Genomic DNA, 20,117 nt, shown 5'->3' with positions numbered 1-20,117 from the left:
GTTTTAAATTATGGACTTGTACCCTGTAATCAATCAATCTGCGATAATCATTGAATCTGATAAACGATACCTTGTTATTGCAGATCTTCATCTAGGCAAAGAATATGAGTATTACAAAAAAGGGATAAAAGTTCCAGATGTTGGACAAAAAATGAAGTCCGACATATTAAAAATCATTAAAAGAAAAAACATAGACGAGCTTATATTGCTGGGAGATATAAAGCACAATCTTCCATTTACTTCCTATTTTGAAAAATTAAATTTGCCTAAGTTTCTTGATTTTGACATACCTGTTAAACTGATAAAGGGGAATCATGACGGGAATATCGAGGAAATAGTCAGTAATGAGGTCATGAAATCTTTTAAGATAGAAGACTATGTTTTGACTCATGGCCACATCCTCATCGAAGGAAGTAATTTAATAATGGGCCACGTTCACCCAGTAGTTGAATTCATTGATTCAAACGGAAAAATAACTCGTTTAAAGTGCTTTCTTAGAATTGAAGGGCCACAAAATGTGATTGTTTTGCCTTCTTTTAATCCTTTAATAGAGGGCGTTTCGATAAACAAGGATGAAGAAATACCCGGACCTTATTTTGAGAGTGGCAGATTTGAAATAAAAGATTTTGATTGTTACCTTCTTGATGGAACCTATATGGGAAAAGTAAGGGATATCTATCGCTGAATGTTTCCACAATCTTCTTCTATGGCCTTTATTGAATCTTCAATTAGCATTCCTTCGTTTTGGTCAATGTAAATCTCAATTCTATTTAACAAGAAATCCTCTTCAATTCTATCAGAAATGTCAGCTATCAAATCTTTCTTGATATCCCCTATTACTTTTTCAGCTGTTTCCCCAAGCTCCTTTGAAACTTCATGACATTCATCTATAATATATTTACATAGAACGTCACAGTTTTTCTCAATGTAAAGTTTATTGTGATAGATGTTGTTTATTACATCGATTAATTTTGCATATTTATCAAGCCTATTGACATAGTACTTCTTTGTTTTTATTACAATGTTTTTAATCATTGCACCGGAGATAGTTTCTTTAATTGGAACATTTATTAAGCCAAGTTTTTCAATATTACAAATTCTATTCTTTTCATATAGCTCCTCAAGTATAGTTTGTTTCATAGCTTCTGCAAATCTCTTGATAGAACCATATTTTTCGATTTCAAGCGGGTGGGGGATTAATTGGTCGGGCTTCAGGTATATGTCCAATATTTTTTCTCCAGCCTCTTTTGTATCTGGCCTTCCAATTCTAATATGCTTGTCAATTCTTCCCGGCCTTAAAATTGCAGGATCAATGATGTCAGGTCTATTTGTAGCTATAATAACAATGACATCCCCCATTTCTTCAAGACCGTCAAGTAGTTGTAAAAATTTATTTACAATTGGATTTTCAAGCCTTGCCGCTTCTGAACCTGATTCCCTTTCTGGAACTAGACTATCAAATTCATCGAAGAATAGAACTGAAGGTGCTTTCTCTTCTGCATACTTGAACAATTCCTCGATATTTTGTTGAGTTTCCCCAAACCATTTGCTTCTAAGTTCCTTATCTACGTTGATAAAGTTTCTTGAAGAAATAGAGGCTGCATAACGTGCAATTAATGTTTTTCCACATCCTGGAGGGCCATAAAGCATTATGCCTTTGGTCCTTTCAATTTTTAGTTTAGTGACTTTTTCTTTAATAAAATCATAACTAAGTGCTGAACCAACCGCCTGATCAATCTCTAAAATTGCCTCGTCAAGCCCGCCAATCTCCTCTCGTTTTATCTTTGGTTTCTTTTCAAGAAGGAGATCATCACCATATTTTACATTGGGTTTAACTTCAAGTATCTCCCAATCCTTTGAATTTCCAAACAAAGTAACTGTTGCCCCAGCTTTAAGATAGGGATCTTTAGACTCTAAAAAATCTCCAATATCCATCATCATCTCATGATAAGTATCAAATCTTACAGTTGCATACTTACCTTCAATTTTTATTATCTCGCCAAGTGTAGTGTCAACTTTTCCAGGATGTCTATCCAGTATTACAAATCTTCCTCCTTCTTTCGCCTCAATGAATTTGTAACGTATCTTGTCACCTTTGTTGACATATATATCATCAATCATGTAAGCTATAATTCTATAATTAACATAATCAAAAATCTCATGCATCCCTTCTTGGGGAAGAGGTCTCACATATATTCCAATCATGAATGGGGGTTCGTTTAACTCCCTTATTCTCTGTTCAAGCCTATTTATTCTACCTTCGAGGAATACCTTAATCTCATTTTTTAACATTCCTCTCTCATGCTGTATCTGATTTACTACTTCTTGTGCTGAAGCTACGAGGGCCTTTATTTCTTCTTTCTCAAGAGTTTTTTCAGAAAATCCTTTTTCTTTTAAAACTTCGACAAGATCAAAATATTCGTATTCCTCTTTTAGATATTCTCTAATCTGTTCTGTCTTTTTTAAATCAGGAGATTCCACAATGAAAATGAAACTTTTTCTTTTAAAAGTCTTTTGAAAGTCAAACATTATTAGGGTAGAATTAAACAAATGCCATGTTCCCATAACCCAACAATCTGATGTATATCCCTACGCCTAAAATCAGAACAAAAATAGTCATTGTGGCATAGTCCCTTCTTTTAAGAGAAATTTCTTTTAAGAATGTCCTTTCCCCGTATCCGAATCCTCTCGATTCAATTGCTATTGCGAGTTCTTCGGCCATCCTTATGGATCCTATAATCAAAGGCGTAATTATTGGTATGTAATTCCGTATTCTTTTGAATATTGGGCCTTTGTCGAGTTCAAGCCCTCTTGATCTCTGTGCGTCCATTATCGTGTATGTAATTCCGGCCAATGTAGGCACATACCTTAAGGATATTGCCAAAGTTAAACAGTATTCGTATGGGATCTTAAATTTCATTAGACCCAATACAAGGTCACGCTGAAGTGTGGTCATTAGAAGAAGAAATGTTGCAGTAATTATTGCAAATATCCTAAATGTCATTGCGAGGCCCATCCTAATCCCATCTTCACTTACACTAATCTTCCAATATTCAAAAAGTATTTTCCCGGTAGGTTGGAAAAATGGCCATAATAACAATGACATTAAAACTAGAGGCAATATTGGCCTTATGTATGTTAAAAGTTTTCTGATTTTTATTTTGCAAAGGAATCTAATCATTACTAAAACAAAGATTGCTATGCTACCTAGGTAAAGTGGATCTTTATATAAGAGTGCTAGACCAAATATTGATGCAAGAATAATAATTTTAGTTCTAGGGTCAAGGCTGTGAAAAAACGAAGATTCCTTGACATACATCGAATATTTAATCATAATAAAAGAAATAAAAGATTTAGATTTAAACGTTAGGGTTTGTCAATGCCAATAATCACCGTTCCAAGATTTTCTCCATCGATATTATATTTATCTTTAAAGAAAAGATCTGTTGGGACGCATAGGCTAGCAGAAATTCCATTTAGCTCTTTAAGTTCTTCTACTTCTTGGGCAGGGATAACAAAGTAAGGTTTTCCTTGAGCCTTTACATTAGTGAATAGGACAAACTCCTCACCCATGAAAAGGACATCATTTCTGTTCTGATATTCTGGAATCTCATCCTTTCTCAAGAGCTTGCCAAGAACATTGCCAGAAGGATCCTTCATTAATGTTAAGCTCTGGCCATGTTTTCGGTCTGAAAACGTTTCATCAATAAAAATAAGAAATACTGCATTCTTTGACAAAACTTCCCAGACACCTTCATTGATAAAGTCCATCATTCCACCTGCGGCCTTATTTTTTTCTGCTTGTATTTCAAATTCCCTAACTTTATCAATGTCTTCAGATGTAAGCAAGAACGCATTTAAAATCCCTTTTACAGACTTCAAACGTTTTAGTATATCTTCTTCAAATGCCATGATTATCCTCAAAGATAGCCTTTAGCTTTAAGAAGCTCAGCGTTTAAAATTCCTCCGCCTGCAGCTCCCCTAACTGTATTATGAGAAAGGCAGACAAATCTTATATCAAATACCTTACATTCTCTAAGTCTTCCAACTGTTACTGCCATCCCTTTATCAGAATCTCTGTCTTTTCTTGGTTGAGGCCTGTTTGGCTCTTCTCTGTATATAATTGGCTGTTTTGGTGCAAATGGTAAGTTTAACTCTTGTGGTTCGGAGCGGAATTCTATCCAAATCTTTTTGATCTCTTCAATTGAAGGTTTTTTTGCGCCAAATTCAAGGCTTACACATGCTGTGTGGCCATCGATGGCGGGTACTCTATTGCAGTGAGCAGATATCTCGATGCTTGTATCGTTTACAATCTTCTCCCCTACAATCTTTCCCATAATCTTCTGTGGCTCTACCTCTGATTTTTCTTCCTCGCCCGATATGAATGGAACTATATTATCGATCATATCAAGTGACGGGACACCAGGATATCCCGCGCCTGAAACAGCTTGCATTGTTGTAATTATCATTCTTTTCACTTCATAGCCTGCCTTGATTAATGCGTAGACAGGAGCCATGTAGCTCTGTAATGAGCAGTTTGGTTTTACAACTATGAATCCTTTATTCCATCCATTTGCTTTCTTCTGATGAGGAATTACTTCAATATGATTACTATTAATTTCAGGGATTAGCATTGGAACGTTATCGACGTGCCTATTGGCTGATGCATTTGAAAAAACAGGTATGCCGGCTTTTGCATAAGCTGCTTCAAGTTCTTTTATTTTTTCTTTTTCCATTTCTAGTGCTGAAAAAACTAAAGAACATTTCCCGATAGCTTGCCCGACGTCATTTGCGTCTCCGACTATTAGTTTTCTAACTTTTTCAGGTGGGTCTGTAACCATCTGCCATTTTCCCATTACCGCTTCTTCGTAACTTTTGCCGGCACTTTTTGGTGATGCCGCAACATATGTTACGTTAAACCAAGGGTGATTATCCAATAATCTTATGTAATTTTGGCCTACCATCCCAGTAGCTCCAATGACACCAACGTTTATTTTTTCCATAATCTTCACCATACTATATTACGTAATTCTTTAACACTCCTATTCCTTCTATTTTGGCTTCAACTGTGTCCCCTCTGTTCATTGGGCCAACTCCGGGTGGTGTGCCAGTTGCAATGACATCACCTGGTTCAAGGGGCATTATTTCGGAAATAAATTCCAATAAATCGTAACAATTAAATATCATGTTCTTCGTTGAAGAATTTTGTTTTGTAGTTCCATTTAATTTTAGAGATATTGGAAGGTCAAATGGATCTATATTTGTTTCAATCATAGGGCCTATCGGTGCAAATGTGTCATATGATTTTGCTCGTGTCCATTGGGTGTCTTTTCTCTGTAAATCCCTAGCTGTCACATCATTGAATACTGTATATCCTAATATGTATTCCTCGGCTTCGTCTTTTTCTACATTCTTTGCCCTTCGTCCAATTACTATACCAAGTTCAACTTCATAATCAACTTGAGTTGAGGTCTCAGGATATATTATTGGGTCTTCTGGGCCGATTACAGTACTTGCAGGTTTAATAAATATGATTGGATTTTTTGGTATCTCCATTTTGAGCTCTTTTGCATGATCGACATAATTTAGACCTACAGCCACAATCTTTGAGGGCATCGTTGGAGAGAGTAACTTAACTGAATTTATGTCAATTTCAGTTTCAGTAATCTGAAATTCTGAAAAATAATCCCCTTTAATTTTTTTTATCATGTTATTCTCAAAGATTCCATTTTCTATCTTGTCATTGTAGCTGTATCTCAAAAACTTCATTACTTCACCTTTATCTTACTATTGCGAATACGTCACTCATTATTGCTGCGGCTGTTTCTATCTGTCCTGCCCCTCTGCCCATTACAGTAATATCTTTTGAAAGGTCTGTCTCAAATACCGCAACGTTCAAGGTACCTGTTACTGCAAGTGGCGAGTTTAGAGGCACTGGTGTTGGCTCAACTTTTGCACCTTTCTCTGTAACTTCTACCAATAATTTGATTATATTGCCGTTCTTCTTTGCTTCTAAAACATCTTCCATCATTACGCCTGTGATCCCCTTTACTTTAACATCGCTTAATGTCATTGTTTTTCCCATCAAAGCGTTTGAGAGAATAGTTGCTTTGCATGCTGCGTCCCATCCCTCGATATCTTGGGCAGGATTTGCTTCCGCATAGCCTTGCTCTTGAGCTTCCTTTAAAGCATCGCCAAATTTCTTCCCTTCAAATGCCATATTGGAAAGTATATAGTTTGTAGTTCCGTTTAGTATTCCTTTTACAGCCATAATTTCATTTCCCTTGAGGGCTTCCTGGGCAAGATTTAGGACTGGCATTGTTCCTCCAACGGTTGCCTCATATCTAAATTCCTTCCCACTTTTCTCTTTGGCTTTGATTACCTTGCCATAGTGGAGTGCTAGTGGCCCCTTGTTTGAAGTAACTACATGCATACCTCTATCAAATGCTTTCATTATATGATTCAATCCTGGCTGGGCATCTTTGATATTTGTTGGTGTGACTTCAACTACAATATCGGCGTCCATGTTTTCTACTGCCATTTCCCCGTTCCACTTTTTATCTTTAGAAGAATCGGGATAATTAATCATAAGTGATCTTTCTTGATTATGCTCCATTAACTTATTGAGATCAATTCCATTTTCATCATAAATAGAATTTAACATATCGGCAACACAAACAATCCTGACATCAACGCCATACTTATTTTTGTATTGTTCTGCTCTATCTCTAATTACTTTGCATACTCCTTTACCAACTATACCGAAACCAACGACTCCTAAACGTACTTTTTCCATAATAAACATCCTCTTAAATAGTGAATACTCTATTTTTATCCTTTATTTAAGATTTTCGGGAATCTAATAATTTTTATTTTTTGAAATAGAAAAAAAATAATACCGAAACCTTTTTAAAAAGGCTTAAGAAAGGAAGATAAAGCTATATTTTAGAAGGTGAAAGAGATTTGGAGCTACCTTTTTGTGAGATTTGTTTGAAAACCGGAATGCTCTGCCCAGGTTGTACTGCTAAGATTAAAGATGGCGAACTTAATGACAACGACCTCGAAATAGCTAAAGAACTTTACAGGCTCTCTCAAGAAAATAAAGGGCTTAAAGATGTAAAGTTTAAGAGGAGTATTAAGGTTGGCAACCTTGTAATTATTCTCATCGAAGCAGGAGAGATAGGAAGTATTATTGGTAAAGGTGGCAATGTAATAAGGGGCTTAAGTAAAAAATTAAACAAAAAAATAAGGGTTATTGAAGAAAGCAAAGATGTTAAGAAAGTTGCTTCTGACCTTTTATACCCAGCAAAAGTTTATGGAATAAACATTGTTTACATGCCGGATGGCTCAATAATCAAGAGACTCAGATTAGGAAAAGAATTTGAGAGAAAACTTCCTATTGCGACAAAAAGTGTAAAAGAAATACTTTTGTTGATTACGGGCGAGAATGTAGATATTGTATTTGAATAATTTTTCTAATACTTTCTTTTTATTATAAAGTCACAAAGTTGAGTTAAGAACTCCCTTGAACTTTCTTTCATATTTGGATCAATTGACTCTTTAGCTTTTTTAATAAATTGAGATTCTTTTTCGATGCAATAGTCTAAAGCTCCACAGCTTTTCATTATCTCTTTTATTTCGGCAATGTCTTCAGAAGATGCATTCCTGTTTCCCAAAATTGCCTTAACTTTTTTCAGTTGATTTTCATTGGCCAATTCAAGTGTTTTGATGACTAGTAAGGTATTCTTTCCTTCGCGTATATCACTGTCAACGGGTTTTCCGGTTGTACCTTCATCACCGAAAACACCCAGTATATCATCATGAACCTGAAATGCTCTTGAAAGATTTGTAGAATAATTATCCAGCGAGAATATATCTGCTTTTTCTGTAAAGAGTAATCCAATTCTTAAAGGATATTTGAAGAGTATACCAGTTTTGTGATCTATCATTTCAAAATACTTGTCTTCATTTCCGCCTTTTTGTTCCATTAGTATATCCAATAGCTGACCTTCGTTTAATATTTTATACATTTCTCTCTGCATTATCATTGCTTTGGTTACTGTTTTATCGTAGAATCCGCTTGACCTTATCGCTTTGCCGCTTAAGGCATAAAGTATATTAGACCCTAAAACTGAGAGCCCATAAGAATACCTTGATATCGCTCTTTGTATGTTAAGTAATTGGAAAAATCCATCTTTTTTGATCCAGTTCCCGCCGTCATAATATGGCTCCAAGTTAAACCTTGTGGACTTCAAAAATTTATCTGCGTATATAGCATTGAAAGTTTTTTCTCCGTGCCTTATAACATCCTCATCCATAGCATCGTCGAGTATAAGTGAAGAAGAATGAAGCAACTCAAATGCTATTGAAGCTCTCAAAATACTTGGATTGTAATCTGCGTATCCACAATAAGCCATAATGCACATTATTGGTCTAAGTCTTTTCCCCCCAAGTAGTGTATGATGCCTTATATCTTTATAGAAATCACGTAGAACGTCGTTTTCTATTGATTGGATTTCAGCTTCAAAGAATTTTTTGATTTCATCTTCTACCTCTTTTTTGAGCTCAGTTGTGACTTTAACGAAGTCCATTGTCGCACCTTTATCAATTTTTTTTGTTTCAGTTTAAATAAGTTTTGAAGATATCTTTTAAAGGCCAATTAATAAATCATTTCAGATGTCAATAAAAGTAACAGATGCGGGCTCCAGTTTCACCGGAAAGCTACCAAAAGGCTGCAAATTATGCATAAAAGGTAAAAAATCAGTTCTTTTTGTTACTGGAGTTTGTCACGTAAACTGTTATTATTGCCCTGTCTCAAATGAAAAAAAAGACAAAGATGTTTCATACATTAACGAAAGAAGGGTAGAAAAAAATACAGATGTCCTAGAAGAGATAAAGGCATGTAGCTCAAAGGGGATTAGTTTTACTGGAGGGGACCCACTTCTAAAAATAAATAGATGCCTTGAATATGCGAAATTAATCAAAGAAGAAAATAATAAACACCATATCCACCTATATACAGGAAGCACTGATAAAACTGCCAATAAACTAGAAATATTAGAAGGATATGTTGATGAAGTTAGATTCCATGTGCAAAATGAAAAAGAAATAGAGGGTCTAAAAAATATTCTTAAAATGAATTTCAATTTTGGTATTGAAATCCCGTCTATCCCAGGAGATTACAAAAGAATGCTCACAATAATTGAATCGGCAGCTTCTTCAAAATTTTCTTTTATTAATCTAAATGAATTTGAATATACTGAAACAAATTGGAACATCCTCTCAGAAAAAGGGTTTGATTTTGATAGTGATACGAGCATGGTAAAAGGTAGCAGAGAATTATCAATGAAATTATTAGAAGAATGTGAAGATCTTCCAATATCTATTCACTTCTGCCCATCTGTTTTAAAAGATGCAATTCAATTAAGAAGGCGGTGGGAAAGGAGGGCAAAAAATACAAAGAAATACTACGAAGAAATTGAAGATTGCCTTATTGTAAAGGGAGAAATTTCAGGGGACACAAAAGAAATAATAAACTATCTAAGGAATGAACTTAATATTTCAAAAAAGATGTATGAAGTTCAGGAGGATAAGGTGTATACCCACTGGGCCATAGCAGAAGAGATATCAGAAGATAAAAAAATATCAAAGAAAGTAAAAGCGGCAATAGTAAAAGAATACCCAATCTATAAAAGATTAGTAGTAGAGTACATTCCTCTTTAAAAATCATTTTTTGGGATACTCGAAGATTTGGGAGATTTTGGTTTTCGTGTCAATGTCCCAATTAATACCCCTAGCTCCATTGTAACGGCACTTAGTAGCACGCCAAACAATATGTAAATTGATGGAGAGATATTTGATTTTGTTGATTCAATTGCTGATTTGGCTAATTGTATCCTGGCTTCAATCTCGGTAACTTTTTCAGTTAAGCCAAGCTGCTGGTAGTCTGTTTTAGCCTGTTCATACTGTTCTAGGGCCTTAGAGTAGTTTTTCTTATCAAAGTATTCGTTTCCTTGGGCATAATACTGTTCGGCTTCTTTAACGAGAGCAGAATCTTTTATTGTGAAGGATATCGACTCTGTCGTGGCTTTCTTATTGCCATATGGGTCAAAATACTCAACTATGACATCAGTCTTATAACTTCCTGTAGAGGCATCACCTTTTGCAGTTACGTTTAGTTTAACGTTTCTTGATTCATTAGATTTCATTAGTCCAATTGAAGATACATCCAACGATGTGGTGAAATTGTTGTTAGAGGGAACACTTAAAGTTATATTGTTGCCGTAGCCGACCCCATAGTTAGATACCTTAAAGGGAATGGTAATGCTTTGTCCCTGCAAAACTTCTTGGGGGTATGAAGATAGTTCTATTTTAAGTGAAGGATATTCTTTAATTACTTTAAACTCTATATCTTTCATTAATAAATAAGGTTTACAACCCTCTCTACAATTTCCAATTTCTCCCTTAATTCTTATAGGGATTTTATAGGTTCCAGGATCTGCATTTGAGGTGGTCTCAATTGATAATCTTATAGACACTTCTTCTTGGATGTTAATACTATGGTCCCCATCTCCCACTACAAACTGCTTTTCCCCATCCACTATCTTGATATAATTTTTAATCTCAGGAGGGATATCGCTAGGATCTATTACAGCTTTCAAATCCCAAAGCATTTCAGAGGTTGTATTCGTCAACTTAAGATCAATTAAAATCTGTTTACCTGGCTCAATTTCCTTAGGATATGTTAATTCTACCTTTGGGTCAGCATCTGCTGCCCCGTATAGAGGTAACAAAATTAAGGATATAAGCAATAATGGTAATGCCTTCTTCATCATGAAAGATAGTATATAATAACTCTTTTAAGCGTTACTCCATATATCAATTCAATGAATAGGCGTTTTTTGTCAGTTTTTACCTGCTTGATGCTAATATGCTCGATAAATTTCGTCCTTGGAGCAGATGAGAAGAAAGAAGTAACCATAATGTTACATCTGTATGAAGAGAGTCAGGAAGAGTACACTATATCGGGCGATATCTATAATTATGAGGTAAGACTAGTTAAAGCCGAAGTTTGTGATAAAGATCTATACATTACTTCTTGTATTAATACTATCGAACTTAATATACTACAAAAAAACAAATACACAAAAGAGGTCATTAAGACTGTTGTTGTGCCAGATATCGTAAAGCTTAGAGATTTTCCTATGAATACGGAATTTGAAGACGTCAAATTTGAAGGTGTTTATGTATTTACGATATATTTTGACCAAGGGGCTGCAAACTTTAAGATTAACTATACAAAAAAAGATATCCTTAGGAGTATGGCCCCGATTTATGCAGGGGAAATGAATGAAGATCCGCTTTCATTATACTTTGGAGAGGGAGAAAATCTTTACTCAATGACCGTAAATAGAAGCGATACTAGACTCATAGTTAACGTTAGGAATGGTCAAGACTCAGAAACGCTGTATGGATTGTCTGATGACATTATTCCTTTCGGCCCTATTATGGTAAAGGTTCTAAATCAGACAAATACAGGGATAAAATTCACTGTGTATTCGAATTCAAATATTAAGGAACTTTCTAAATCAGAAACTTCATTAAGAAAGGGAGAAACTGGAAATATTGGGGGTATGGATTTTACAATTTCTGATACTGCTACACTTTCGGCCACTATAAAAGCGGAAAATCAAGATTACATAATAAAAAAACGCTCTTTGAAAAGTATAGGAAATTATATTTTTGAAGTAAACGATATATCCGGAGATGTCGTCAGTTTAGATATATACCACCACCCTTCGGTAACTTTGGTAGATTATAATCCAAATGTTACACTTACTGTCACGAAAAAATTAGAATCTGAGGAAGGGGATATATTCGAAATACCTTTTACAATTGCAAACATAGGTAAGGCCGGTGCAAATAATCTAACAATAAGTCTACAGAATTCAAGTGCCAATATAATTGAAGGTACTTGGAAAGGTACACTAAATCCTGGAGAAACTAAAGATCTTAAGTTTAAGGCACGGTTTAATAGCGAAGGAGAATATGTACTTGTTTTTAATGTCAACACTGGACAGTCTTCTGAAGGATTTCAAGAAACGGTAAATATCAAATCCAAAGTAAGTGCAGCTTTAAAAGAAGGCCCAATGAATTCTTTAATTTACATCACAAGAGAGTATATTTTCACCCAAGATAGGATAAGGATTCTTCAAAGTTCAATAAATACTTTATTCTACATAGGCATCTTACTATCAACTGGGATAATAATAAATTCGGCAAGGCAAAGGCTTCCTGTTGTAGAAAAGCCTAAAGAAAAACCAAAAGGGAAGGTTATCAAGAGAAAAGAACATCCAAACAAGTCAAGGAAAAATGATATTGCCGTAAGCCAAGAAAGATTAAGGATATCAAAAGAAAGAAAAAATCAAGGAATAAAAAGAGAGAGTGTAAAAAAGAGGGAATAATTATCTCCTTTTTCTTAATGCAATGTATATTGCCCCAAGTAATGTGCCACCGAATATTCCAGCTTCCTCAAATGGAACGTTCTTAGTTTCACTTTTTGGCTGCTCTGTTTCAGGTGGTTTATCTATAACTGTAGTGTTCTCTTCTGGAGGAGTTACTTCCACCTTTTTTTGAAGCATTAGGTATATTTTATTGTCATTAGAGCCTACTAGGATATCCTGCTTGCCATCCTTGTTAATATCAACAATTGAAAAAGTTTCTACCCATCCTTGAGTTTGGAGTTTATAGTCAATTTCTCCAGTGCTGTAGTTAAGTATATAGAGAGTATTATCTTTACATCCTGCAACAAGATAATTGGTACCTTCTTCCTTCATTGCTTCAATTTTAAAGATTCTATCTGGCAAATCAAATCTTTTAAGGAAGACGCCCTTTGAATCGAGGATTATTATCTCCCCTTGTGTGCCCGCAATTATTAGTTCATCCTTTCCATCCTCATTGATGTCAAAGAATGCAGAAGCACTTGATTCAGTTTCTGTCCTAAACTCCCACATCTGAGCTAGATTTCTATTTAATGAATATGCAACTGTACCTTTCCAGTTTTGAGACTCTTCCCTGTACCATCTTGAAACGTGGATAATATTGTTATACCTATCAAGGTATAAATCTCTAAGAATGTGTTTGGTCTCGTAAGATCTAGTAAGTTTTCCAAGGCCATCAAGCATGTACGTATTATCCCAGGATACTGTCATGATTTCATTGATCCCATCTTCATTTAGATCAACGATAAGGGTCCTAAAGTTATACCCCCTAGTCTTGTAATTCCATAACAAGTTAAGTTCCTCGTCAAAAAGATAGACATTTCCATCATCGGCACCGACAAGTGTTTCGTAGGTCCCGTTTGAGTCTACGTCTCCGATATCGAGATCAAGAACTGAACCCAAAATAGGTATAATGGCAATTTCATTTCCGTCTTTATCAAGGAAGTATATCAAAGCATTGAAAATCTCTTTCTTTGAGATAACTCTGTTTTCAGTTCCTAAAATTATTTCATTCTCAGGAGAATCGTAGATGTCCATGACTTTAATCGTTGAAAAAGAGTTATTTGATTCAAGTGTCCAGTTTGTATTTCCCTTGTCGTCAAGACATAAAAATTTTTTACCTGCAGTATAAGCAAGTATCTCATAGTTGCCATCGCCATTGATATCGTTTGCAGTAATCTCTAGGATGTCGAATTCATCCTTGTAAATTGTATTGTTTTCAAATTCTAAAGACATTACAGACGACAATGTCCCCATGGAAAATAGTAAAATAGTTAATATAGATATGATTTTAAAATTCATAATATCACGAAATAAGTTATTTATTCTTTTATTTAAAACTATTGATGAAGATTGGCAAATAAATATTGCCAAAAATATATAGAATATAGAGTATAAATAAATATCCAAAACTTTTTAAGGATTGTTTTTAAAATAAATACAGGTGTAACTATGCCCCAAGATAAGGAAAATAAATTAATCCTACTTTTTGAAGAGATAGATATCGATGATATTCCTTTTGTAGGTGGTAAAAATGCATCTCTTGGCGAGATGATAAGGAACTTAAAAAGCAAGGGGATAAAAATTCCCGAAGGATTTGCTATTACATCTTATGCTTATGATTATTTTATAAAGAATGCTGGAATAGAAAAAAAGATTAAAGAAATATTAAAAGATCTTGATACAAATATATATGAGAATCTTGGAACGAGAGGGGAAAAGATAAGACATGCTATAATAGAAGCTGAATTTCCCGATGAACTAAAAAAAGAAATAATAAAGGCTTATGGGAAGCTAGAAGAAATGTATGGAAAAAATGTGGATGTTGCTGTTAGATCGTCTGCAACTGCTGAGGACCTACCCGATGCTTCATTTGCAGGACAACAAGAAACATTTCTAAATATAACTGGTGCCGATGCACTCATAATGGCTTGTAAGAAATGTTTTGCATCTCTTTTCACTAACAGGGCCATATCATACAGGCATGATAAAGGCTTTGATCATTTTTCTGTTAAGCTTTCAATAGGCGTTCAAAAAATGGCAAGAAGTGACACCGGATCAAGTGGCGTCATATTTACAATCGATACAGAATCAGGATTCAAGGATGTAGTTTTAGTTACTTCAATTTTTGGACTTGGCGAAAATATTGTTCAGGGTACTGTAAATCCAGATGAATTTTATGTCTTTAAACCTACTCTAAAGAAAGGTTACAAATCTATAATAAATAAAAAACTTGGGGCAAAACAGAGGAGAATGATTTATTCTGAAGATCCCAATGAAAGTACAAAGAATATTAGGGTCGATGAAAAGGAAAGAAATAAATTCTCAATTTCTGATGAAGATGTCCTAAAGCTTGCAAGGTGGGCTGTAATAATAGAAGACCACTATTCTAATAAAAAAGGAAAATATACTCCAATGGATATTGAATGGGCAAAGGATGGTAATACTGGGGAGCTTTACATTATACAGGCAAGACCTGAAACTGTCCAGTCTCTAAGAGACGTTAACACCATAAAGACATACATCTTGAAAGAAAAAGGGAAAAAACTCGTAACTGGCCAAGCTGTTGGAGATCTTATTGGTCAGGGAATGGCCCACATTATAAAAACACCTAAGGAGATTTCTCTCTTTAAAGAAGGAGAGATACTTGTAACTGAGATGACAGACCCAGATTGGGAGCCTGTTATGAAGAAGGCAAATGCAATTGTTACAAACAGGGGAGGAAGAACTTGCCATGCCGCCATAGTTTCAAGGGAACTTGGGATACCATGTATTGTGGGAACAGATAACTCAACTGAAGTCTTGTCTGATGGCCAGAAGGTTACAGTAAGCTGTGCTGAAGGAGAAATTGGGGCAGTTTATGACGGTATACTAAAGTACAACGTAGAAGAAATAGACATCCAGAAGCTTCCTGAAACAAGAACTAAAATAATGATGAACGTAGGGATACCAGAAAAAGCATTCTATCAGTCACAAATCCCAAATGATGGTGTTGGATTAGCAAGAGAAGAGTTCATTATTAATTCTTACATAGGTATCCATCCAATGGCTCTTGTAAACTTTGAAGATTTAAGCGAAAAATCAAGGTATGATATGTCAACTGCAGAAGTTGTTAAAGAAATAGAAAATAAAACAGCGGGATATAAAGAAAAAACGCATTTCTATATTGATAAGCTTACATATGGCATCTCAATGATTGGGGCTGCATTTTATCCAAAGGATGTAATTCTTCGTCTAAGTGACTTCAAATCCAATGAGTATGAAAATCTCATAGGTGGTAAATTCTACGAACCAAAAGAAAGCAATCCAATGATCGGCTGGAGAGGTGCTTCAAGGTACTACGATGAAAACTTTAAGCAAGCGTTTGCACTTGAATGTAAAGCCATTAAAAAGGCGAGAGAAGAGATTGGATTAAATAATATCAAAGTAATGGTTCCATTTTGCAGAACACCTGCTGAAGGCAGAAAAGTTGTTAATACTATGAAGGAATTTGGATTAGTGCAACGTGAAAATGGGCTTGAGATCTATGTAATGTGTGAAATACCTTCAAACGTACTTGCTGCAGACGAGTTTTGTGAAATATTCGATGGATTTTCTATAGGTTCAAATGATCTCACCCAACTTACACTTGGGCTTGACAGGGACTCCGAGCTTGTTTCAAGCATCTATGATGAAAGGAACATCGCTGTAAAAAGATTGATTAAGAAGGTAATAGAAGTTGTAAAATCAAAGGGCAAGAAGATAGGTATATGTGGTCAGGCCCCATCAGACTTCCCAGAGTTTGCGTCCTTCTTAGTAGAAAGCGGAATAGATTCTATAAGTTTAAACCCTGACACGGTCATAAAAACTAGACTTAACGTGTGGGAAAAAGAAAAAGAGATGGGGTTCATATAATTAATGTTTGAATCGCTAGTTTCGTCCATCGTGTTGGGTATCACAGCTGGTTTATGTCCATTAAACCTATTTTTTATTATTCCTATTTTCCCAAAAGTTTTAGGTGAACGGGCCCCACTTAATGCCATTTTATTTTCGTTAGGGGTATCAACTGTATTTATACCTCTTGGGCTCATGGGAAATTTCGGATTTTCCTCGATATTTGATTCAGGCAACAAACTAGGATTTCTTTTAGGGGCGATAATATCTATTATTATAGGATTAATCCTCTTAAGAATAATAAGAATTAGTTATATCCTATCGGTAAAAAAAGAGAGAAACTTTTACGGTTCAACTCCATACACATATGGGATTTCTTATGGAATAATCACTATAGCAAGGGCCGCACCTCTTTTGATATCATTAGTTTCAATAGTATCCCTTGAGAAAAACCTATTGATAGTTGTAGCCTCTCTTTTAATTTACTCTTTTTTAGTCGGCGCTCCACTTATTGTCATTTCTTCAGTTTTTGGATTAAAGAAGGTAGAAGATTTTGTTAAGAAGTATTCAAAGTCTTTAGATAGAATAAGCGGGGTAATGCTTATACTAATTGGAATATATTACCTATATTTATTTCTCTATTGATAATGCGAATATATATTATTTTAATATAACTCTTATTATAGAACAAATTTTATAATTTATATTAATTTTTAGTATTATGTCCAAATATAATAGATAAACTTAAATAGGGATATAATAAACTTCAATAGCCGGATAGAAGGTGATGACATTGAACGTTTCAGAAAGATCGTCAACGATAAGTTATGCAATTCGAGACGTAGTTGAATATGCAAGGAAACTAGAATCTAAAGGAGACAATATACTAAAATTAAATATAGGGGACCCATTGAAGTTTGATTTTAAAACTCCAGAACCTATGGTAGATGCCATCATCAACGCGGCTAGAGGAAATTTTAATGGCTATGAAGATTCTCTTGGGAATACTGAACTGCGTAGAGTCATTGCTGAAAGGGAATCTAAAAATAACGGGAAGATATACTTAGAAGATGTTGTTATAACTTCAGGCGTTACTGAAGGTGTAAATTTAGTCTTTGGAGCGACGCTTGAGCCAGGAGACGAAGTTTTAATCCCTGGACCAGGTTACCCAACTTATACAGCATATGCAACATTTTTTGGAGCGACTCCTATTCCTTATAGAACTATCGAAGAGGACAATTGGAACATTGACGTTCAAGATCTCAGATCTAAGATAACAGATAGGACAAAATGCATAGTCATAATAAATCCTAACAACCCGACAGGCGCAACATATTCTAAAAAAAATCTGAAAGAGATACTTGATATTGCAATAGAACATGACCTCTTTATCATATCTGATGAGATTTATGACAGGATTACATTTAACGATTCTTTTGTAAGCCCTGCTTCAATGACAGATGAAGTGCCTATAATGACTTTCAATGGCATTTCAAAGATCTACCTTGCACCGGGGTGGAGAGTCGGTTATATAGCTTTCTACAACTGGGATACACTTTCTGACATAAAAGAGGGGATAATGAAGGAACTTAGGGCAAGGATAGCTGCAAATTCAATATGTCAAGTTGGTGCCATTGAAGCCTATAAGAGTAGTGAAAAATATGTCTTAGAGATGGTTTCAAAATTGAAAGAGAGAAGTGAATTTGCTTACAAGAGATTAAATGAAATACCTGGGATAAGCACTTCAAAGCCAATGGGCGGCCTTTACATATTTCCAAAAGTTGAATTAGAAAATAGGTGGAAGGACGATAAAGAGTTCGTATATGAATTTTTGAAAATGAAAAAAGTTCTTTTGGTCCACGGCAGTGGTTTTTGTCCGACATATGGGAAGGGCCATTTTAGATCAGTTTTTCTACCCCCAATTGACACCATGGAAGAAGCTTTTTCAAGGCTTGAAGAGTTCATGAAACACAAAAATTGATTTTTTAGAGATAATCATTTATATTTTAAATTTCTAATATGAAGTATGAGGGCTACAGACCCCCAAATTCTTGATGCAATTAAGAGAGTCCTAAGAGAGGATATTGTAATCCACTCCCAGAAAGAGTTGTTCGAAAAGGTAAAGCATAAGTTATCCGATAAAGAAGAGATTCAAGTCTCTGCAGAGCGAATAAGGAGAGTTGCAAAAAAATATGGAATACGAATACAAGTCCATTCGAGAAAAGGTAAGGAAGTAAAGAACTGCCCTTTTTGTGGAAAAGAATTACAAGATGTACTCTCTGAAGACCTTTTCGGGAGATCAACAACAGTTGGTAAAGTTTGTAAAAACTGCAAGTTTGAGATAGGCCTTGGTAGAAGCCCTGCAAGGTATATTTTTAGGAGATAGAATCATAACCTAAAGAATCTTCTTTTTTGTGTAGTCTCTTTGATAACTCCTTCTGCCACGCCTTTAAGTAGTCCAATGATAATAGGTCCGTAAAGTAGGCCTATTGGACCAAGCATGTACAATCCCCCAAATAATCCTATAAGAATTATGAAAGGATGTAGTTGTGAGTCTTTTTCACAAAACCTTGGATATATATAAAGGTCGTATAGCAGTCCGAGGACCGCTACCCCATAGATAAGCAGTATGCCCCCTCTAAGATATTCTCCTAAAAAAAGGTAGTAAACTCCCAAGGGTACAAAAACTGTCCAAGGGCCTATAACGGGAAGAAACGAAGCTAGACCTACCAAAAGTCCCAATAGAAATGAGTAAGGTACCCCTAAAAGGGCAAATCCAATAATAGCTAGTAATCCAGTTATCATGGCGCTCATTATGTTTCCGTATATAAGGCCATTAATTACACTTTTTGTAGGTTGAAGTATTTCAAGCATATCTTTGTAATATGAGGGAGGAATTATTTTGTGGATAAAGCCTTCAATTGATTCTCTTTCATCCAAGAAGTAATAAAGGGCGAGGAATAAGATGGCCATGTTCAATAAAGTCAAAGGTAATTGCCCCATTGTTTTTGAGAATAATTCTGATATATTAACTATCTGTGGAAAGGTTTGAGTAATAAATCCATAAAAAGGGGAATCTTCTATGTGTATCCCAAAAATGTTGATAATTGAGATGTAGGAATGGGTTCTTAGTATTTCATTCACAGCGTCAAGTTCAGCTAGCGCCTTATAGAATACATAGAGCAAAGTGACAAGTATTGGGGCAGATATGAAAAGAGTTGTAAATATTGCAGATAGACTTTTCCTTTTTGTTCTATTAAAAATTCTATTGTATACGGGAGAGAAGGTATATGCAAATACAAATCCACCAATAAGGCCGGGAATTATTGGGTATACCAAATAGACCCCCATAAGAAGGATAATTATAGAGATTGTAATCTTGACGTACGCAATTTTATCCATTGTGAAGTATAATTTAATTCTATTTTTAAAAGTTCGGTTAAAAATAAAAAATATAAATTATTTATCAGTCGGTTGGACATTCTTCTTCCCAAGGTCTGATACACTTTTTGAGTCCTTCGCACCACTGGTATCCAGATGCAACAAGACATCCGTGCTCGTCGACATCTCCGCCGATTGTGCATGACTCTTCCCAGGTCCTTATGCACTTGTTTTTGACTTCACACCAAGTATAGCCGGCAGATTCTTTGCATCCGTGTTCATCGACATCTCCCCCGATGCTGCATGTTTCTTCAAAAGGCCTGTAACATTTCTGAGTGTATTCACACCACTGGTATCCTGCTG

Annotated in this window: 19 protein-coding genes; 8 read left to right on the top strand and 11 right to left on the bottom strand. The window is 35.2% G+C overall.

Annotation, left to right across the window (positions count from 1 at the left end):
- Nucleotides 1-10: 10 nt before the first annotated feature.
- Nucleotides 11-685 carry a metallophosphoesterase gene (locus tag HPY60_07060; GenBank protein NPV50938.1) on the top strand — a complete coding sequence of 225 codons (675 nt, stop codon included), beginning with the start codon at nt 11-13 and terminating at the stop codon, nt 683-685.
- On the opposite strand, the gene HPY60_07055 is transcribed toward HPY60_07060, so the two are convergent.
- From HPY60_07055 to HPY60_07030, 6 genes are all read right to left on the bottom strand, one after another.
- Nucleotides 676-2,481 (bottom strand): AAA family ATPase, encoded by a 1,806-nt coding sequence (locus HPY60_07055; GenBank protein NPV50937.1) that lies wholly within the window; start codon nt 2,479-2,481, stop codon nt 676-678. The two genes, HPY60_07060 and HPY60_07055, sit on opposite strands and share 10 nt — an antisense overlap.
- Nucleotides 2,482-2,542: 61 nt before the next feature.
- A complete protein-coding gene (locus tag HPY60_07050; GenBank protein ID NPV50936.1) occupies nt 2,543-3,334 on the bottom strand; it encodes an energy-coupling factor transporter transmembrane protein EcfT in 792 nt (263 codons plus the stop codon).
- A gap of 32 nt (nt 3,335-3,366) precedes the next feature.
- On the bottom strand, nt 3,367-3,912 hold the full coding sequence (locus HPY60_07045; GenBank protein ID NPV50935.1) for a hypothetical protein: 546 nt from the start codon (nt 3,910-3,912) through the stop codon (nt 3,367-3,369).
- 8 nt (nt 3,913-3,920) lie between these two features.
- Nucleotides 3,921-5,003 (bottom strand): aspartate-semialdehyde dehydrogenase, encoded by a 1,083-nt coding sequence (gene asd / locus HPY60_07040; protein NPV50934.1) that lies wholly within the window; start codon nt 5,001-5,003, stop codon nt 3,921-3,923.
- A gap of 13 nt (nt 5,004-5,016) precedes the next feature.
- Nucleotides 5,017-5,769, bottom strand: a complete 753-nt coding sequence (locus HPY60_07035; GenBank protein NPV50933.1) for a fumarylacetoacetate hydrolase family protein — start codon at nt 5,767-5,769, stop codon at nt 5,017-5,019.
- A gap of 10 nt (nt 5,770-5,779) precedes the next feature.
- Nucleotides 5,780-6,796: a homoserine dehydrogenase gene (locus HPY60_07030; protein ID NPV50932.1), complete on the bottom strand. Its 1,017-nt coding sequence runs from the start codon at nt 6,794-6,796 to the stop codon at nt 5,780-5,782.
- 194 nt (nt 6,797-6,990) lie between these two features.
- On the opposite strand from HPY60_07030, the gene HPY60_07025 reads away from it, so the two are divergent.
- Entirely contained in the window at nt 6,991-7,470 is a 480-nt protein-coding gene (locus tag HPY60_07025) for a KH domain-containing protein (protein NPV50931.1), read from the top strand.
- 5 nt (nt 7,471-7,475) lie between these two features.
- On the opposite strand, the gene HPY60_07020 is transcribed toward HPY60_07025, so the two are convergent.
- The gene (locus HPY60_07020) at nt 7,476-8,591 is read right to left on the bottom strand and encodes a polyprenyl synthetase family protein (protein ID NPV50930.1); all 1,116 of its coding nucleotides are present in this window, start codon (nt 8,589-8,591) and stop codon (nt 7,476-7,478) included.
- 85 nt (nt 8,592-8,676) lie between these two features.
- Here HPY60_07020 and HPY60_07015 point away from each other — a divergent pair, with 85 nt between their 5' ends.
- On the top strand, nt 8,677-9,723 hold the full coding sequence (locus HPY60_07015) for a 4Fe-4S cluster-binding domain-containing protein (GenBank protein NPV50929.1): 1,047 nt from the start codon (nt 8,677-8,679) through the stop codon (nt 9,721-9,723).
- Here the strand turns inward: HPY60_07015 and HPY60_07010 are convergent.
- Nucleotides 9,720-10,835, bottom strand: a complete 1,116-nt coding sequence (locus tag HPY60_07010) for a hypothetical protein (protein NPV50928.1) — start codon at nt 10,833-10,835, stop codon at nt 9,720-9,722. The genes HPY60_07015 and HPY60_07010 overlap by 4 nt on opposite strands.
- A 51-nt stretch (nt 10,836-10,886) precedes the next feature.
- On the opposite strand from HPY60_07010, the gene HPY60_07005 reads away from it, so the two are divergent.
- On the top strand, nt 10,887-12,464 hold the full coding sequence (locus tag HPY60_07005; GenBank protein NPV50927.1) for a hypothetical protein: 1,578 nt from the start codon (nt 10,887-10,889) through the stop codon (nt 12,462-12,464).
- Here the strand turns inward: HPY60_07005 and HPY60_07000 are convergent, their stop codons facing one another.
- A complete protein-coding gene (locus HPY60_07000; GenBank protein ID NPV50926.1) occupies nt 12,465-13,802 on the bottom strand; it encodes a WD40 repeat domain-containing protein in 1,338 nt (445 codons plus the stop codon).
- A gap of 150 nt (nt 13,803-13,952) precedes the next feature.
- On the opposite strand from HPY60_07000, the gene ppsA reads away from it, so the two are divergent.
- From ppsA to HPY60_06980, 4 genes are all read left to right on the top strand, one after another.
- On the top strand, nt 13,953-16,394 hold the full coding sequence (ppsA, locus tag HPY60_06995) for a phosphoenolpyruvate synthase (GenBank protein NPV50925.1): 2,442 nt from the start codon (nt 13,953-13,955) through the stop codon (nt 16,392-16,394).
- Nucleotides 16,395-16,397: 3 nt separating this feature from the next.
- A complete protein-coding gene (locus tag HPY60_06990; protein ID NPV50924.1) occupies nt 16,398-17,018 on the top strand; it encodes a hypothetical protein in 621 nt (206 codons plus the stop codon).
- 142 nt (nt 17,019-17,160) lie between these two features.
- Complete coding sequence (locus HPY60_06985) at nt 17,161-18,354, top strand: aminotransferase class I/II-fold pyridoxal phosphate-dependent enzyme (GenBank protein NPV50923.1); 1,194 nt, start codon at nt 17,161-17,163, stop codon at nt 18,352-18,354.
- A 45-nt stretch (nt 18,355-18,399) separates the two neighbouring features.
- Nucleotides 18,400-18,759: a hypothetical protein gene (locus tag HPY60_06980; protein NPV50922.1), complete on the top strand. Its 360-nt coding sequence runs from the start codon at nt 18,400-18,402 to the stop codon at nt 18,757-18,759.
- A gap of 2 nt (nt 18,760-18,761) precedes the next feature.
- Here the strand turns inward: HPY60_06980 and HPY60_06975 are convergent, their stop codons facing one another.
- Together HPY60_06975 and HPY60_06970 are read right to left on the bottom strand one after the other, a co-directional pair.
- Nucleotides 18,762-19,775 carry an AI-2E family transporter gene (locus HPY60_06975; GenBank protein NPV50921.1) on the bottom strand — a complete coding sequence of 338 codons (1,014 nt, stop codon included), beginning with the start codon at nt 19,773-19,775 and terminating at the stop codon, nt 18,762-18,764.
- A gap of 64 nt (nt 19,776-19,839) precedes the next feature.
- Nucleotides 19,840-20,117: hypothetical protein (locus HPY60_06970; GenBank protein NPV50920.1), on the bottom strand; the 278-nt coding region annotated here is incomplete at its 5' end.

The organism is Methanofastidiosum sp. (assembly GCA_013178285.1).
Classification (GTDB): Archaea; Methanobacteriota_B; Thermococci; order Methanofastidiosales; family Methanofastidiosaceae; genus Methanofastidiosum.
This window is presented reverse-complemented; position numbering and strand designations above follow the sequence as displayed.

Coding starts and splice junctions, on each gene's coding strand:
- HPY60_07060 (NPV50938.1), top strand. CDS start 11: ATGGACTTGTACCCTGTAATCAATCAATCTGCGATAATCATTGAATCT.
- HPY60_07050 (NPV50936.1), bottom strand. CDS start 3,334: ATGATTAAATATTCGATGTATGTCAAGGAATCTTCGTTTTTTCACAGC.
- HPY60_07045 (NPV50935.1), bottom strand. CDS start 3,912: ATGGCATTTGAAGAAGATATACTAAAACGTTTGAAGTCTGTAAAAGGG.
- asd (NPV50934.1), bottom strand. CDS start 5,003: ATGGAAAAAATAAACGTTGGTGTCATTGGAGCTACTGGGATGGTAGGC.
- HPY60_07035 (NPV50933.1), bottom strand. CDS start 5,769: ATGAAGTTTTTGAGATACAGCTACAATGACAAGATAGAAAATGGAATC.
- HPY60_07030 (NPV50932.1), bottom strand. CDS start 6,796: ATGGAAAAAGTACGTTTAGGAGTCGTTGGTTTCGGTATAGTTGGTAAA.
- HPY60_07020 (NPV50930.1), bottom strand. CDS start 8,591: ATGGACTTCGTTAAAGTCACAACTGAGCTCAAAAAAGAGGTAGAAGAT.
- HPY60_07015 (NPV50929.1), top strand. CDS start 8,677: ATGTCAATAAAAGTAACAGATGCGGGCTCCAGTTTCACCGGAAAGCTA.
- HPY60_07010 (NPV50928.1), bottom strand. CDS start 10,835: ATGATGAAGAAGGCATTACCATTATTGCTTATATCCTTAATTTTGTTA.
- HPY60_07005 (NPV50927.1), top strand. CDS start 10,887: ATGAATAGGCGTTTTTTGTCAGTTTTTACCTGCTTGATGCTAATATGC.
- HPY60_07000 (NPV50926.1), bottom strand. CDS start 13,802: ATGAATTTTAAAATCATATCTATATTAACTATTTTACTATTTTCCATG.
- ppsA (NPV50925.1), top strand. CDS start 13,953: ATGCCCCAAGATAAGGAAAATAAATTAATCCTACTTTTTGAAGAGATA.
- HPY60_06990 (NPV50924.1), top strand. CDS start 16,398: ATGTTTGAATCGCTAGTTTCGTCCATCGTGTTGGGTATCACAGCTGGT.
- HPY60_06985 (NPV50923.1), top strand. CDS start 17,161: ATGACATTGAACGTTTCAGAAAGATCGTCAACGATAAGTTATGCAATT.
- HPY60_06980 (NPV50922.1), top strand. CDS start 18,400: ATGAGGGCTACAGACCCCCAAATTCTTGATGCAATTAAGAGAGTCCTA.
- HPY60_06975 (NPV50921.1), bottom strand. CDS start 19,775: ATGGATAAAATTGCGTACGTCAAGATTACAATCTCTATAATTATCCTT.